Raw genomic sequence first — 14,455 nt, forward strand, 5'->3', positions numbered from 1 at the left:
GTCGACAGGCCGACCGGGGCTGTTGTTTAGGTGGTGTTGGGGCGGCGGTAGGCGCCGTGCCACCAGATGTGTGCGAGTTCGTGGGCGAAGGTGGTGTCGTTGGTGCCGTTGTCGGTGCGGATGTGGTGGGCGATGGCTTGGGCGCCTCCCCAGACGATGATGCGGCTGGCGCAGGGGGCGTCGAGGTCGGTGGGGGTGAGTCCGGCGGCTTGGTCGGCGAGGAGGGTCTGGAGGGCTGTTTCGTCGAAGGCTTCGAGGTCGGTGGTGTAGAAGTCGTCGATGGTGGGGTCGTAGGCGGCGGCTTCGCGGACTGCGGTGATCACGCTCTGGTGGGTCCGGTGGATGGTGATCACTTTTTCGAAGAACTGGGCGAGCGCCTCGGGGCCGGCGGACGGATTCCACTGCTGCGCAAGCGCCAGCAGAGACTCCCGCAGGTCGTTGGTGAGTCGTATCAGGACGTCGGACTTGCTGGGGAAGTGGGCGTAGAAGGTGGCTCGGGAGATCCGGGCCTCTTCCAGGATGCGCTGGACGCTGATTTCGGAGAAGGTTTCGCCGGAGTCGAGGAGCCGTTGGAGGGTGGACATGACCTGGGCGACGGTTGCGGCCGAGCGTGCGGCGTGATGGTCGGCCTGGCGTCGGGTCACGGGTCTCATCGGGAACCTTCTGGTGTGTCTTGGTTCGTGTCCGGTCCACGGCTCGTGGGGTGCGGTCTGCGGGAGCGGTGGATCAGCGTATGACGGGCAGAGCGTAGTCCCACAGCCGGTCGGCGGTGGCGGGGTCGAGTGCCCAGGTGGCGACGCCGGCCATGACGTCGGGGCCGCCGTCGACGGTTTCGGATTCCTGGTTGTCCTCGAAGTAGCGTCCGGTGACGCCGTGGAGGAGGGGGGATGCGGCCAGGAGCACGGTGGTGGCGGCGCCCTGTGCGGGGGTCTTGTAGTAGTCGGGGGTGATGAGGTTGCCGTCCGGGTCCATGGCGCCGAGGGACTGCAGGGTGGCCTTGTCGAGGTGGCGTGCCAGGTTGGTGTGGATCCAGCCGGGGGCGCAGGCGTTGGCGGTGATGCCGTCCTTGGCCCATCGGCGGCTGATGCCGACGGCGAGCAGTACGTCGGCGGTTTTCGACTGTGCGTAGGCGAGGAACGGGTCGTAGGGGTGCCGTTCGAACTGCGGGTCGTCGAAGTCGAATCCCGCGCGCAGCTGTGCGCCGGAGCTGACTGCGACGACGCGCGGGTTCTCGGCTTCGCGCAGGGCGGTGTGCAGGCCCTGGGCCAGGGCGAAGTGGCCGAGGTAGTTGGTGGCGAGCTGCATCTCCCAGCCCTGTGCGGTGACCTGCCGGGCGGGGAGCATCATCACGCCGGCGTTGGCGATGACGGCGTCGACCGGTCCGCTCCAGGCGTCGCAGAAGCCGCGGACGGAATCCAGGTCGGCCAGGTCGAGCGCGACCGCGCGGGTCTGCGGGAATTCGTCGAGCAGCGGCTTGGCGTCCTCGGGGTTGCGCGTGGCTATGGTCACCTGCGCTCCGGCGCCGGCGAGTGCGCGCACCGTTTCGACGCCGAGTCCGGAGGACCCGCCGGTGACGATCATCCGGCGTCCGCTCAGATCGAGGCCGTCGAGGACCTCCGCGGCGGTGGCACGCATCCCGAACGGAGTGGTGGTCAGCGTCATGGCCTGTGTCCTGCCTTGAAGGGGTGGCTGGTTGTCGGGCGTTGGTGTCCGACGGGCTGCTGCCGGAGGACCTTCGCGCGAGTAACCATACAGTGTGTTCAGACATCATGTACGTTGAGGTCGGAGCTGAAGGCAGGCGGTGTAGGACGGAGTGGCCTGCCGTGCGGCGTCAGGCAGGCAGCGGCCGGTGCCACGGTTTTCTGGCTGGTCGATGCCGAGAGCCCGCTTGGGGAGGGACGCCGAGGTGCCGGCTGCGATGTGGAGGGAAGTCCTGGGGCTCGTCCGGAGACGATCGGCGTCGGCGTAGATCGATCACCGGGCTCTGAGCTGGGCTTTCACGTCTGGATGTCGCCGAGGCGGGGTCAGTCGCCGTTTCTTGCGCCCGCCGATCTGGGAGAGGGCGCGTTGACCAGTTCGTCCCGGCTCGTCTTGGAGCGGCCCGCGATGACTTCCGGAGCCGCCCGTCTCCTGTGCGGGTGGTGGTTTCAGCCGGGATGCGCGCGGCATGAGAACGGGGCTCCGGTCGGATGCGAGGAGGTGGCTGCTGCCTGATCACGTGTCACGCGGTCAGTGGCAGTGATCGGGCTCGGTCGCCGGGCCGGTGCCGGTGGTGCCCAGGTCATCGGAGTGGTCGGCGTCGACGCGCGGCCATTGTGCTGTGGGACGTCCACCCGGCCACTCCGGCAGCGGCGGCCAGTCGGGTGCCCCGCCCAGGGTCCGTGTGGCCTGCCCGAGGCGTGGCCAGCCTGCCGGTGAGTCCTCCCAGTCCTCCTGACGTCCGAACACCGTGAGATCCATGAGCGCGTAGCTGTAGTCCACTGCCTCGGCCCCGCGACGTTTGGTCCAGAACGTCTCGAAGACGCGGTCGCCGTCGCGCAGGTAGCACACCAGGTGGAACAAGCCGAGCTCCCGGCCGGCAAGAAGCGACTCGAGCGAGGGCTGGGCGGAATACCACGGCATCGCCCAGCCCATGAAGGCGCGGTAGCGCAGGCTCTCCTCGTACGACGTCTGCGCGTCCCCGAAGCCGTAGGCCGTGTTCCGCCCCTGACAGAACACGGCGAAGGTGATGTCGCGGGAGTGCAGATAAGCCAGCTCGGCCACGTGGCTCATCACCCAGGTACAGCCTTCACACTGTTCAGCGGCTGGCCGACCGGGCCACCACATGAAGTAGTAGGCGATCATCTGACGTCGCCCTTCGAACGCATCCAGGAGCGTCATGGGGCCGTCCGGCCCCAGCAACGGGCTGTCCGCGGCCGCCTCGACCATCGGGAGCCTGCGGCGTGATGCGGCGATCGCGTCGCCTTCACGGGTGTGGGCCTTCTCCCTCGCCCGCAGCCCTTCCAGCTGCTGCTCGAAGGTCGCGCGGTCGACGACCGGCGGTTGCGCCCTGCTCGAGTTCTCGGACATCGGAGGCTCCCGGGATCGCTCAGTTGCGACTACGGACCATTCCTCAGCAACGTAGTCGCAGGTCAGGACCACCGTCATGCGCAATCCGACCTGGCTCTATCGTCTCCGAACATGCCAGCGACCGCTGGGTGGGCCGGCGTACCAACGCCCGCTGGTCCCGCGGTGCGGGCTGGCGCGAAATACGAGAAGCCGAGACGCGTCGGGCGGCCCGAGGGACCAGAGGAGACCACAAGTCTTGAGGCGGAGGCCTACGTTGCCTGATGCGGCACCAGGTACCACGATGTGTGCCCCTCGGCTGCCCCTCGGCTGCCGGTCGTCTTCCGGCGGGGTTTGGCGTGTCGCTGACCTCGGCGTAAGGGTTCCCTGCGGAATCCATGCACCGCACGCCCCAACACGCCTCTATCACTCCCCACGACCGTTTTGTTCGGCCACGGCCGGGACGGCCGCCGTCCGGGTGGCAGTGGACCGGCCGCCTCCGGGACGTCGCGCGTCAGATGAGGCCCGCGTGTCAGGCGGGGCCGGGGATCGCTCGGGCCTGGAACGCGGTGCGGACCGCGTCTGCCGCGCCCTTGCCGTACATCTTCTGCGCTGTTGCGACCGTGGTTTGCGCGGCAGCCGTGAAGCTGGTGTCGGGGGAGAAGCCGAATTGGGCGTTGACGATGATCCGGTCGGCGATGCGGGGGCCGAGGGCGGTGCGGATGTCGAGGAGCGCACGCGACCAGATCTCGCCGTCGGCGTGGACCTCGCCGACCCGGTCCGCGTACGTTTTGTCGGAGTCGATCCGGCGCAGACAGTGCGGGGCGTCGCTGTAGGTGACGGAGTCCCAGTCGGCGACACAGGCGACGTCGGCCTTGAGAGGCCAGTCGTAGCGTGCGGCGGCGTGTTCGCCGACGGCGACGGCCAGGTAGTCGCCGAAGGCCTCGCCGATGGAGCCGGCCTCCACGGAGCTGCCGAAGCCGGGCACCTGGGCGTGGTGTACGGCATGGCCGTACTCGTGTACGACGACTTCGGCGTCCTCGGCGTCGTCCACGCCTCCTTTGCCGAAGCGGATCTCGGCCTTCTTGTCGGTGAAGAAGGAGTTGTCGGCGCCCCACTGGTTGATGCGAACCGGCTGCACGCGGTTGTTGGCGCCGGGCAGCTCGCTGCCGAAGCCGAGGCCCTGCAGGTACTCCTGGGCTTCGTTGACCCAGAAGTACGCCATGACCTGTTCGAACTGGTCGTCGTGCCGGTCGTAGGAGGTGGCGTCGGCGATCCGCGCGGAGGCGCCGGTGTCGGAGCGGATGGAGGCCCAGCGGCCGGAGAGCCCACCGCTGGCGTCCAGGTTGCGCAGCGCGACGGTGGCGTAGGCGGTGGCGGGGACCGCGGCGGCAGCGTCTTTGCCGTCGGTGAGCAACTGATCGCCCGAGGACTGAACCGGGTTGACCATGAAGACCCGGGCCTGCGGGCCGGCCAGGGTGGGGGCGGTGCCCGTGGCGGAGGCCGAGCCGTTCGTGACGATCAGGGCCACGGTGGCGGTGGCTATGGCGAGCAGACCGCGGGGTGTGCGGTGAGCCATGTGCATCCTCCCGTTGCGGATGGCGTGCAAGTGGCGCGGGTGCGGGCGCGATCTTCGCGCACCGACCCCGTGTTTGACCAGGTCCATGGCAAGCGGTGGTCCTGGCGCGGTCGTCTCGGGCCGGGGTGTATGCACTGAACCGCAGCCGGCTGCCCGTCGTGCGCCGTTACGGCCGAGGTCGGACACCCGGCGATCCGCAACCTTTTGTTGCGCATCGGTGTCCTGCGGCGTACGCTGACATGCAACCAAAGGTTGCGGAAGGGTTGGGTCATGGAGTACGGCAGCATCGAGCGCGACATCCACGTCGACGCGCCACCCGAGGTGGTCTACGAGGTCATCAGCCGCCCGGAACACATGCGGGAGTGGTGGCCGGACGAGGCCAGGTTCGAACCCGTGGCAGGGGCGCCCGGTGAGCTCTTCTGGCGCGACGATGCGACCGGCGAGACGATGACGGTCGCGCTCACCGTCGTCGAGGTCGACCCGCCGTCGCGGTTCTCCTTCAGGTGGTGCTATTCCGGCGCCGACCGCGACGGGCACTCGCTGCTGGTCACCTTCGATCTGACGGCGAGGGACCAGGGGACCCTGGTGCGGATGACCGAGACCGGGTTCCGCGAGATGGGCTGGGAGATCGCGGCCCTCGAGGAGCAGTACCGCGACCACACGAGTGGCTGGGACCGCTACCTGCCCAGGCTGGGCGCCTACATCACACGGCTGGTGTCGACCCCATGAGCACCACCGAAGACGACGAGCTGTGGTCGGCGATCGGTGACCCGACCCGGCGCACACTCATCGATCTCCTCCTCGCGTCCGGAACCGGCACGGCCACCTCACTGAGCGCGGGACTCCCGCTCACGCGCCAAGCGGTGTCGAAACACCTCGCCGTTCTCGACCGCGTCGGACTGATCCGCGCGGAGCCGGCGGGCCGCGAGCGTCACTACCGGATCGACCAGGCGCAGCTCGCCCGCGCCGCCGCGCAACTGGCCACGGTCGGAGCTGCCTGGGACGCCAGACTGCACCGGATCAAAACCATCGCTGAGGCGATCGCACAAAGCCGCAACCACACCGAAGGAGCATGACCATGGTCGACATCCTGCACCGGATCGGCGCCGTCGCGCCGCTGGACGACGTCTACCGGGCCATCGCAACGCCCGAAGGCATCGCCGGCTGGTGGACGACCGACACCACCGGCAAGAGCAAGGTCGGGGGCACGCTGGCGTTCCGGTTCGGTGACGTCGGTGGCTTCGACATGGAGATCCTGGAACTCGACCCGGCCGGCCGGGTGCGGTGGCGCGTCACGGAGGGCCCCGAGGAGTGGATCGGCACCGAGATCGACTGGAGCCTGAGCCGTCGCGAGGACTACACGATCGTCCTCTTCAGGCACGAAGGCTGGCGCGAGCCGGTCGAGTTCATGCACCACTGCAGCACGAAGTGGGCGACCTTCCTGATGAGCCTCAAGGAGTACGTGGAATCCGGACACGGCAGGCCGGCCCCCGACGACGTCCGAATCAGCGACTGGCACTGACAGGGGAGAGGGGTACCGCACCGTGGCGGCGTAAAGAAGCGCTGCGGAGAACCACAAGCTCCCGATCTTCGTTTCTGGTGACAGAAAGACTGCCGAATGAGCGCCTGTGACCGCTGGGCGGTCAAGATCCACAGGGTCCCCTGATGGCGAGTGGTCACGAAGTCAGCGCCGACAACCGATATCGGCCCCAGCCGCCTGCCAGGAGTACATCATTCGACGGGTTGGCCGAACCGTCCGTCTCTCCGGCGCAGGCGTGCATGGGTGTTTCCCCGCTCGGGCATTCCAGGCAGGGTGAGTCGGAGAAGGGGGCGTCAGGAGATGGACTCGGAGTCGGTCGTCGCGGCGTGTGCTGTGGTGATTGCTGTGGCCTCGCTCGCCGTCTCGGTCTACGAGGCACGCGCGACCCGGCAGCACAACCGCCACTCGGTACGGCCCATACTCCAACTGCAGCGGGGGATGTCCAACGGGCAGAAAGCGGGGATCAAACTCATCAACTCCGGTCTCGGCCCGGCCGTGGTGGTCAGCAGCACCCTGACGCTCGACGGCCATGTGATCGGTGCGTGGAACAAGGCCGGCGCGGACAGGGCACGTGCCGGCCTTGTCGTACGGCCGTATGCCGTGACGTTTACCGAGACGCACACCATCGCTACTGGCTACGAGGGCTTTCTGCTGAGCGTGGACCCGTACGAGCCGGAGGCCCATGCCGAGTTCCTGGATCTGATGACTCGACGCCTGCAGCTGGAGATCCGCTACGAGTCCCTCTACGGCGGGGAGAACTATCGCGTGACCCTGCGCCCCCGCATCGAAGGAGAGAGCTGACGGGGCCGACCGCAGGAAACAAGGGCGCGCGGCGGCTCGCCGCAGGGACAAGAGGTCCCTCGACTTATCGGCCGGTCTCCCGTCGTGCTGCGACCCCACCCGTGATTGATCGTGGATGCCCTGCCTTGAGAGGGCAAGGCTGGGCATTTGGCTGATCACAGTTACCGGCCCTCCGGCGCGAGGTGGCCATCTGCTCGTGGGCTGGGGGTTCCCCATCGCAGGCCTCGGCCAGCGAACAGCGCATGTCTCCAGCCGGAGGGGGTGGGCGACGTGTGTTCCGGCCAGGTCCAGATGTCCGCGGATCCGCGCCCCGGTCAGCCGCAGCTGCGCCACCGCACCGGGCTGGCCGCTGTTCGCGCCCGGCAGCAGCGCGCAGACCACCGCCGCGCGCACCGTCCGCTCGGGTCCCCACTGTGCGCCGTCGGCGACCCGGTCCTCCTCGGGCGTATCCGGACGCAGGTCCACCCTGCGGCCGGCGGGGAACGCGTCCCACAGCGCACGCTCGGGTGAGGTCAACTCGTCGTAGGAGAGCACCTGTTCAGAGTGGTGATCTTCCTTCATGCGTGCCGGTGCGCGAGGTCAACCGGGGTGCCGGCCTTGCACGGCTGGCGCGCGCAGGGAAAGGGGAGGAGCGGGGTAGTAGGGTCCCTCGGCCGCGTTGGAGGCTGCGCGTGTTGTGATTCTGCTCCGTCAGGTGCGGGCGGATGCGGGGAGCGGGACGCGGGCCGAGGGTGCGCCGGAGCGACGAGGTCATGGTCTGCGGACCGTACGGGCCGACGGGACGCGCGCGTGCTCTCGCGGATCGTCAGCCGGTGTGGACGCCGTCCGTCGTCAGCCGTCGCCGCCGTACGACCTGGGCGAAGGCTGAAGGACAAGCCGAGGCCTCGGGATTCTGGCGCCGGTGCTGCTTGCGTGCATCGCCCGCCGCCCGCCGCCCTCTGCGCATCCTTGCCCGGGGGCGGTGTCTCAAGGGGAGAGTTTCGCTGGTTGTCTGACGTGGTGTCAGTCGCGCCGGTCACGGCTGGGTGAGGGCTCTGGTGCGGGTGGCGCCATCTGCGCCCGCTGTTCGGGTGCTTGTCTGCGCGCTGGGGCTTTTGGGGTGCGGGCCGGCGGCATACCTGTGGCGAACTGACAACGACCGAAGGAGACGTTCATGCGTGCACGAGCTGTGCTGGCTGCCGTCGCTCTCGCCGGGACCGTTTTGTTCGGCGGCGCGGGCCAGGCCCTCGCCGACGATGACGACATGGGCAGTGCCGGGGCCGATTTCGGCAGCACCGCCCCGGCTGCGCCCGAGTTCGACCAGGGTGCGTTCGGCTCCGGCCAGGATGCATCCGGCATGGGGCAGGAGGCGTCCGGTTCCGGTCAGGACGCATCCGGTTTCGGCGAGGGCGGGTCTGATTTCGACCTCGGCTGACGGCTGTACTGCGCCTTTGCCTTCTGCCCCGTACCCAGAGCATCCGGGTACGGGGCAGGGGCCTTCCCGGGCACCGGGCGCGGGGCGGCCGGCGGAGATCACAGCCGCCCTGCCGCCCTCCGATTCCCCAACCAGCGGCCTTTCCGGCCGCGTTGGGCCATTGCCCGGTACGACGCCTTCACCCGGACACGACACACACTAGGACCGCCGTCGGACGCTCCGGCAGAAGCAGCCGGGCTCAACCGGACGCCTGGATGGAGCGCCGCACGCCGAGCCACTGCTGGGCGCCGTACTCCTCGAACCGTTCCGCGCTTCGCCGCGAGGCGCATCGCACGGTCGTTGGCGGTCTGGGTGCAGAGCACCACCGGCTCACCGGGAAACGCGCCGGCGAACCAGCCGAGGGCGGCCGCGCACGCCTCGGCGGCGTACCCGCACCCCCACACGTGCGGCAGGAACATGTAACCGAGGTCGGCCTCCCCGGCATCAAGCCCGGCGGCCCCCACCACCTTGCCGCCCGGCCGGCCGTGACCGGGACGGCCTGCATCGCGCCGGTCGAGCGTGACCATGCCGATCATCGCTCCGTCGAGAATGGCCACGAAAAGACCCGGGCGCTGTCCGGGCACTTCAGGGACCGCGCCCTCGAGTTCCTCCCGCGGCCGGGGCCCACCGATGTAGGTGCCGACCTCCGGTGAGGCGAACAGGTCGATGAACGCCGCGCGGTCCCCGGCTTCGGACCCGCGGAGCACGAGCCGCTCGGTCCTGATCGGCGCGGGCGGCCAGGCGACGGGCACGGGTTCAGTCATGGCGGGCAACCTATCGCACCCCCGCGAGAGTGATCCGGAACCCGGCAGCGCGCGGACGTGAACGCGCCGTCGTACCGCACCGGTTGCGGGACGGATGCCGTGTGAGAGGCGCCGCCCGGAGGAGCCGCGGACAGCCGGGAACCGAAGGGGCCCGTTGCGGCTCCCGGCCGTCCCCTGGTTGAGGGCGGGTCAGTCGTGCGGGTGCGGCTGGGTGGTGCGGTCGGCAGGGGGCCGGGGTGTGGTGTGCAGGACCTGGCGGGCCTGCTCGGCGGCGCGGGTGATGCTGTCGCTGATGTAGTCGAGGAAGCGGGCGATGTTCTCCAGCCGGGCGGCGGCGGGGGTGTGAGGGCCGAGGACGGTGACACCCTGGCGTGCGGTGGCGACGAGCTGGTCGTTGGCCCGGGCGCTGGCGAGGGTGGCCTGGTAGAAGAGCTCGTCGTCGACGATGTAGCGGTCGCGGCGCCGTTCGTCGCGCTCCCTGCGGACGAGGCTCTGGCCTTCCAGGAAGGCGATGGCCTTGGAGATGGAGGCGGGGCTGACATTCAGGTGCGCCGCGAGCTGGGACGCGGTGAGGCTGCCCGCGTCGGTGGTGAACAGGCATGTCAGCACCCGGGCCGTCATCTTCGGCAGGCCCGAGCCCATCAGGACGGTCGTGAGCGTCTCCTCGTACGCGGCCACGGCGTCGGCGTCGCGTCCGTGCGGCTGGGGGAGCGGCTGCGGTCCCCGGGAGGCGGCGGGCCCGCGCCGGCGGGCACGCTGCTCGGTGGCACGGTGGGCGAGGTCGGCACGGTAGGCGCTCGGGCCGCCGTTGCGCATCACCTCACGCGTGATGGTTGAGGTCGGACGCTGAAGGCGCCGCGCGATCTCGGCGTAGGCGAGGCTGTCGGCCAGCCCCAGCGCGATCTGCCGGCGTTCGGACTGAGTGAGCCTGCCTCCCGGCATCACGGTCTCCCTGCTGATCTGTCGTGGCGGTCCTGGCCACGCTCACAATAGCGTTCACCCGCCACTCATTGCAATGATAGCAATAGCTGACGTTGCGTTACCTCGACACATGGTGCAACGAAAATACTGTGCTCACCAGCAATTACACCGATTCAACGCAACAAGCTCGTTGCCGCCCCATGGAAAGCAACGTAGCGTTTCTCATGTCAGAAACAACGAGCGAGCGCAGGAGAACACCATGCAGAAGTTCCACACCCCCGCCCCGATCTCCGCCGTCCTGAACATCCCCGCCGGACGCGTCCAGATCATCGCCGCCGACCGCACCGACACAACCGTCGAGATCCGCCCCGCCAACCCCACCAAGAACCGCGACACCAAGACCGCCGAACAGACCGAAATCACCTACACCGACGGCACCCTGCACATCCACACCCCCGAGCCCGACCACCAACTCCTCGGCCATCCCGGATCCGTGGAAATCACCATCCAACTGCCCGCCGGCTCCCACATCGAGGCAAAGACCGCCGCCACCGAACTCCGCGGCGTGGGCCGCCTCGGCGACATCACCTTCGACGGCGCCTACCGCCACACCAAGATCGACGAAGCCACCGGCGTCCGCCTCACCGCAACCGACAGCGACATCGAGATCGGCCGCCTCACCGGCCCCGCACACATCACCACCGCACGAGGCACCATACGCATCACCGAAGCCGTAACCGGCACCCTCGACCTGCGCACCCAGTCCGGCGACATCACCCTCGGCGCCGCCACCGGCACCTCAGCCACCCTGGACGCCAGCACCGGCTACGGCCGCATCAACAACACCCTGAAGAACGACGGCACCCCCGCACTCCACATCCGCGCCACCACCACCCACGGCGACATCACCGCCCACAGCCTCTAACCGCCATGCCGCCCACAGCCCCGCACCGATACGACCACCCGGCGGGGCCCACCACGACCGAAACAGTCGGGCCGTCACCGAACCGACCGACAACCCGACCACCACCCCCCAACCCCCAAGCACCAGCACTCTCCTACGCCAGCACGCCCAGACACCCATACAGGACACCTCACACGTCCCAAGAGGGCTCACAACAAACAGCGCCGCTCCGATCAACTCGAAGCCAACCCCGACCGAGGGCCGTTCGACGATCAAGCCCTGACCACCCTGGCCCCAACCCCGCCACCCACGGCCCCGGGGGTATCCCCATGTCCACCCATTCGCCGGGCCGCCACGCAGAAGCGCTGACCGCCCAGCGATGAGCCACCACCGGACAGGGCACCCCCGGGCGGCACGTCACCCCCGGACGACCAGGCCCGCCGCCCGAAACCGAAGCGAACCGCAGCCCAACCTCCAAGCCGCCGACCCGCACACCGACATCCACACACACGACCACGGCCAGGCGCAGCCCCACGCACTGCCAGCGAGCCGCGCCTGCACACCAATTACCACCACACACAGGACCGGCCGACCATGACCTCAACCGCACCCTGAACACGCCCCACCACCGAAACTCCCATGCTCACCGGGCTGCACGAGCTCGACCTCCCACCGCCGGCAGCCCAGCGCGAACCGCAGACACATAACCGGTTGCCCACCAGCGACACCGCTAGATGCAATGACCGCCATGGTCACCCAGGCACACCCACCACGGCGAGACGCAACGAACGCACCCCACCGGCCCCCTCCCCTCAGCGACCCGGCCACACCACAACCAACCCATCGCACGGGAGACGCCCACACATGACCACACCACCAACACCCCTGCCAGCAAACCCGACTGACGAACCATCCATCCAGATCGGCGCTCTCGTTCCGCTCACCCGGCCCGGCTGGACCGAAGCAGGCAGGCACCTGCTCGCCGGACTCGAACTGGCCGCACGCGACATCAACAACACCGGCGGCATCGCCGGAAAACCGCTCGAACTCATCGTCCGAGACACCGCAGCCGACCCACACAGAGCCGCAGCCGCCGTCGACGAACTGGATCACCTGGGCGTAACCGCCCTGGCAGGGGAATACCACAGCGTCGCCGCCCGCGCCGGCGCCACCAGAGCCGACGCCCTCGGCCTGCCGTACCTCTGCTCGTCAGCAGTCCTCGACACACTCACCGACCAACCGACCGAATGGGTCGCACGCCTCTCCCCGCCACAATCCCGAGGCTGGCAGACCTACGCAGACTTCCTCCTGGGCGCAGGCCACACCCACATCGCCGTAGCAGCCGAACCGAGCCTCTACTGGGCCTCCGGAACCCGCATCCTGCGCGACCACCTCACACAACACGGCGCCAGCGTCACCGAACTCGACATGCGCACACTCACCCCCACTGCGCTATGCGACGCACTCGCCGACCGCCACGCAACCGCACTCCTCCTCCTGGTCGGCCACCCAGAGCCGGCCGTGCCCATCGTCAAAGCCGTCCGCGCCGACCCACGCCTCTCCCACATCCTGATCGGCGCTCCGGCCGGACAACCCGAATTCACCGCATGGACAACCCAGCTGGGCGACGACGGCGCCGCGATCCCCTTCCTGCGCTACCTGCCCGAACACCTCACCCCCCTCGGAACACGAGCCGAGAAAACCCTGCGCGAACACCTCGCCCAGGCACCCTCCTTCGTCGCCTACGAGGGATACGACACGATCACCGTCCTCGCCCAACTGCTGCGCCCCCACAGCACGAACCGGCCCCGCACCACCCCACCCTGGCCCCACATCTCAGTCGAAGGCACCCGCGGACAAATCCAGTTCTCCCGCACACCAGGCAACAGCGTCTGGCAATGGACCCGGCCACCCATCCAGATCGTCGACCGAGATCCAGCGAAACCCGACCACTTCCGGATCCTTCACACGGGCTGAGCCAACACAAAGACCCTCCCGCCAGACCGGCCCGAACCCCAGGCTGCCCACCTGACCACTCGTCAATACAAGCCCTCCGCACCGCAGCGGGCCCCGATTACATTCTCAGACCATCACACGACAGCACATCGCCGTCGAACTCACCAACAATCAGATTCCTTCGCCTCTTATTACCGCTTGGAACCATCCGACATGTTGCTGCGTCACGTCGACCTACTCATCCGCCATCACATTCCCGACAAGACAACTCGACCCTCAGGACCGCCACATTTCCACAAGGAAGTCCTGTATTATTGACCTGAGTTGAATTGACAGCTATATACCCCCCATCCATGAACCGCAGGGCTAGGAGACGAACATGCCGGAGAGGAATATCGATTTCGGCAAATACGGCGCCCGCGGAATTAAAGGACACGAAGCCGTAGCCCGCCAACTCGACGCACTCGCCAACTTCATCGCCACCCCGATCACCCAACGCCGCGGACTACTGGCCCGACTGCACTACCTCACCCGCACCGACCACGCCCGCCAAGCAGCCCGCGACGCCGGCCTCACAGTCACCGACCGCACCCTCAAAGCCTGGCTCGACGGCAAACGCAAACCCTCCAAGAAGAACCTCCAAAACATCGAAACCGCCTACCGCACGGTCCGCCGCCACAACGTCGCCCGATACCTCCTCGCCCGCCTCAACCGAGACGGCCGCGGCACCCGCGTCGAATTCCACCCCCTCAACCAAAGCCAGGTGCCCCGCCCCCGCCAACGCCCAATCCAATACCGCACCCTCAACGTCCGCCAGTGGAACCGCATCATCGAAGCATGGGCCGCCAACAACGACGCCGCACTCGATGACGCCTGGATCAACGACGCGACCGTGGACCTGGGCAGCGAATGGGGCGAATACGAATACGTCACCAACATCGGATTCGCAGCCTGACAACCAGCGCTTGCCCCACCCTGCCAGGCACAGCCGACCCAGCTTCAGCAACTCCCGTGCCGCGCACAGGCAGAGTCTGCAGAACTCTGTGAGGGAACGAGCCGGGTTATTGATCGCCGGCAGCGTTATGGTCCTCTCAGGCACTGACCCGTTCCGGCAGCCTAGTGCTCGACGCAGCCACGCCGCTGGAGTTGTACGCCACGTGAGCCGAAGCCGGCAAAGCCGAAGCGCGACATGTGGATGCAAACATACTATCCAGGCCGACAGGCTGTATGCCGGGCACGAGAATTGAGAAATTCGAGAACAGTGAATCTAACTTTTCTGAAAGCAAGTCAGTTTACTTTTATTGGCGGCCGATTCGCTGCAGCCCCGCCCACGCAGCTGCGCTTTTCAGTAATTCGCGGAGCGAATTACTGCGTTGAATTGCGGAGCAATTCAACTGATCGTCACGGAGTGACGATCAGTCAACTTCCCTGCGGAGCAGGGGAGTTGCCGTCGCGTAGCGACGGCGCGTCGTGTCTGCGGAGCAGACCGCGC

Annotated in this window: 13 protein-coding genes and 1 pseudogene; 8 read left to right on the forward strand and 6 right to left on the reverse strand. The window is 68.0% G+C overall.

The features are described from left to right. Positions 1-26 precede the first annotated feature (26 nt). The 4 genes from CP983_RS43625 to CP983_RS43640 form a co-directional block, all read right to left on the reverse strand. Positions 27-653, reverse strand: a complete 627-nt coding sequence (locus tag CP983_RS43625) for a TetR/AcrR family transcriptional regulator (protein ID WP_208852853.1) — start codon at positions 651-653, stop codon at positions 27-29. Positions 654-726: 73 nt separating this feature from the next. Beyond that, on the reverse strand, positions 727-1,662 hold the full coding sequence (locus CP983_RS43630; protein ID WP_150506226.1) for an SDR family NAD(P)-dependent oxidoreductase: 936 nt from the start codon (positions 1,660-1,662) through the stop codon (positions 727-729). Between the two features lie 567 nt (positions 1,663-2,229). Next, positions 2,230-3,069, reverse strand: a complete 840-nt coding sequence (locus CP983_RS43635; protein ID WP_150506228.1) for a DUF899 family protein — start codon at positions 3,067-3,069, stop codon at positions 2,230-2,232. Positions 3,070-3,577: 508 nt separating this feature from the next. Beyond that, positions 3,578-4,624: a M4 family metallopeptidase gene (locus CP983_RS43640; RefSeq protein WP_229915122.1), complete on the reverse strand. Its 1,047-nt coding sequence runs from the start codon at positions 4,622-4,624 to the stop codon at positions 3,578-3,580. A gap of 270 nt (positions 4,625-4,894) precedes the next feature. Between CP983_RS43640 and CP983_RS43645 the strand changes: the two genes are divergently transcribed. The 5 genes from CP983_RS43645 (at position 4,895) to CP983_RS43670 (ending at position 8,379) form a co-directional block, all read left to right on the forward strand. Next, positions 4,895-5,353 carry an SRPBCC family protein gene (locus tag CP983_RS43645; protein ID WP_107908974.1) on the forward strand — a complete coding sequence of 153 codons (459 nt, stop codon included), beginning with the start codon at positions 4,895-4,897 and terminating at the stop codon, positions 5,351-5,353. After that, a complete protein-coding gene (locus CP983_RS43650) occupies positions 5,350-5,700 on the forward strand; it encodes an ArsR/SmtB family transcription factor (protein WP_150506232.1) in 351 nt (116 codons plus the stop codon). Before CP983_RS43645 ends, CP983_RS43650 begins: the two co-directional genes overlap by 4 nt. Further along, positions 5,697-6,146 carry an SRPBCC family protein gene (locus CP983_RS43655; protein WP_244364970.1) on the forward strand — a complete coding sequence of 150 codons (450 nt, stop codon included), beginning with the start codon at positions 5,697-5,699 and terminating at the stop codon, positions 6,144-6,146. Before CP983_RS43650 ends, CP983_RS43655 begins: the two co-directional genes overlap by 4 nt. A gap of 318 nt (positions 6,147-6,464) precedes the next feature. After that, positions 6,465-6,965 (forward strand): hypothetical protein, encoded by a 501-nt coding sequence (locus tag CP983_RS43660; protein WP_150506236.1) that lies wholly within the window; start codon positions 6,465-6,467, stop codon positions 6,963-6,965. A gap of 1,153 nt (positions 6,966-8,118) precedes the next feature. Further along, on the forward strand, positions 8,119-8,379 hold the full coding sequence (locus CP983_RS43670) for a hypothetical protein (protein WP_150506238.1): 261 nt from the start codon (positions 8,119-8,121) through the stop codon (positions 8,377-8,379). 238 nt (positions 8,380-8,617) lie between these two features. Here CP983_RS43670 and CP983_RS43675 read toward each other — a convergent pair. Both CP983_RS43675 and CP983_RS43680 read right to left on the reverse strand, forming a co-directional pair. Then, positions 8,618-9,182, reverse strand: a pseudogene (locus tag CP983_RS43675) (GNAT family N-acetyltransferase). 189 nt (positions 9,183-9,371) lie between these two features. Beyond that, a complete protein-coding gene (locus CP983_RS43680; protein ID WP_150506240.1) occupies positions 9,372-10,124 on the reverse strand; it encodes a helix-turn-helix domain-containing protein in 753 nt (250 codons plus the stop codon). 238 nt (positions 10,125-10,362) lie between these two features. On the opposite strand from CP983_RS43680, the gene CP983_RS43685 reads away from it, so the two are divergent. The 3 genes from CP983_RS43685 (at position 10,363) to CP983_RS43695 (ending at position 13,918) form a co-directional block, all read left to right on the forward strand. Continuing rightward, on the forward strand, positions 10,363-11,028 hold the full coding sequence (locus CP983_RS43685; RefSeq protein ID WP_150506242.1) for a DUF4097 family beta strand repeat-containing protein: 666 nt from the start codon (positions 10,363-10,365) through the stop codon (positions 11,026-11,028). Between the two features lie 843 nt (positions 11,029-11,871). Further along, on the forward strand, positions 11,872-12,984 hold the full coding sequence (locus tag CP983_RS43690) for an ABC transporter substrate-binding protein (protein ID WP_150506244.1): 1,113 nt from the start codon (positions 11,872-11,874) through the stop codon (positions 12,982-12,984). A gap of 358 nt (positions 12,985-13,342) precedes the next feature. Next, positions 13,343-13,918 carry a transcriptional regulator gene (locus tag CP983_RS43695; RefSeq protein ID WP_150506246.1) on the forward strand — a complete coding sequence of 192 codons (576 nt, stop codon included), beginning with the start codon at positions 13,343-13,345 and terminating at the stop codon, positions 13,916-13,918. Positions 13,919-14,455: the final 537 nt, after the last annotated feature.

Origin of the sequence: Streptomyces chartreusis, assembly GCF_008704715.1 — a bacterium.
GTDB classification, from domain to species: Bacteria; Actinomycetota; Actinomycetes; order Streptomycetales; family Streptomycetaceae; genus Streptomyces; species Streptomyces chartreusis.

Bases quoted from the DNA above. Each gene is read 5' to 3' on its own strand.
- CP983_RS43625 (WP_208852853.1), bottom strand. From the start codon at position 653: ATGAGACCCGTGACCCGACGCCAGGCCGACCATCACGCCGCACGCTCG.
- CP983_RS43630 (WP_150506226.1), bottom strand. From the start codon at position 1,662: ATGACGCTGACCACCACTCCGTTCGGGATGCGTGCCACCGCCGCGGAG.
- CP983_RS43635 (WP_150506228.1), bottom strand. From the start codon at position 3,069: ATGTCCGAGAACTCGAGCAGGGCGCAACCGCCGGTCGTCGACCGCGCG.
- CP983_RS43640 (WP_229915122.1), bottom strand. From the start codon at position 4,624: ATGGCTCACCGCACACCCCGCGGTCTGCTCGCCATAGCCACCGCCACC.
- CP983_RS43645 (WP_107908974.1), top strand. From the start codon at position 4,895: ATGGAGTACGGCAGCATCGAGCGCGACATCCACGTCGACGCGCCACCC.
- CP983_RS43650 (WP_150506232.1), top strand. From the start codon at position 5,350: ATGAGCACCACCGAAGACGACGAGCTGTGGTCGGCGATCGGTGACCCG.
- CP983_RS43655 (WP_244364970.1), top strand. From the start codon at position 5,697: ATGACCATGGTCGACATCCTGCACCGGATCGGCGCCGTCGCGCCGCTG.
- CP983_RS43660 (WP_150506236.1), top strand. From the start codon at position 6,465: ATGGACTCGGAGTCGGTCGTCGCGGCGTGTGCTGTGGTGATTGCTGTG.
- CP983_RS43670 (WP_150506238.1), top strand. From the start codon at position 8,119: ATGCGTGCACGAGCTGTGCTGGCTGCCGTCGCTCTCGCCGGGACCGTT.
- CP983_RS43680 (WP_150506240.1), bottom strand. From the start codon at position 10,124: ATGCCGGGAGGCAGGCTCACTCAGTCCGAACGCCGGCAGATCGCGCTG.
- CP983_RS43685 (WP_150506242.1), top strand. From the start codon at position 10,363: ATGCAGAAGTTCCACACCCCCGCCCCGATCTCCGCCGTCCTGAACATC.
- CP983_RS43690 (WP_150506244.1), top strand. From the start codon at position 11,872: ATGACCACACCACCAACACCCCTGCCAGCAAACCCGACTGACGAACCA.
- CP983_RS43695 (WP_150506246.1), top strand. From the start codon at position 13,343: ATGCCGGAGAGGAATATCGATTTCGGCAAATACGGCGCCCGCGGAATT.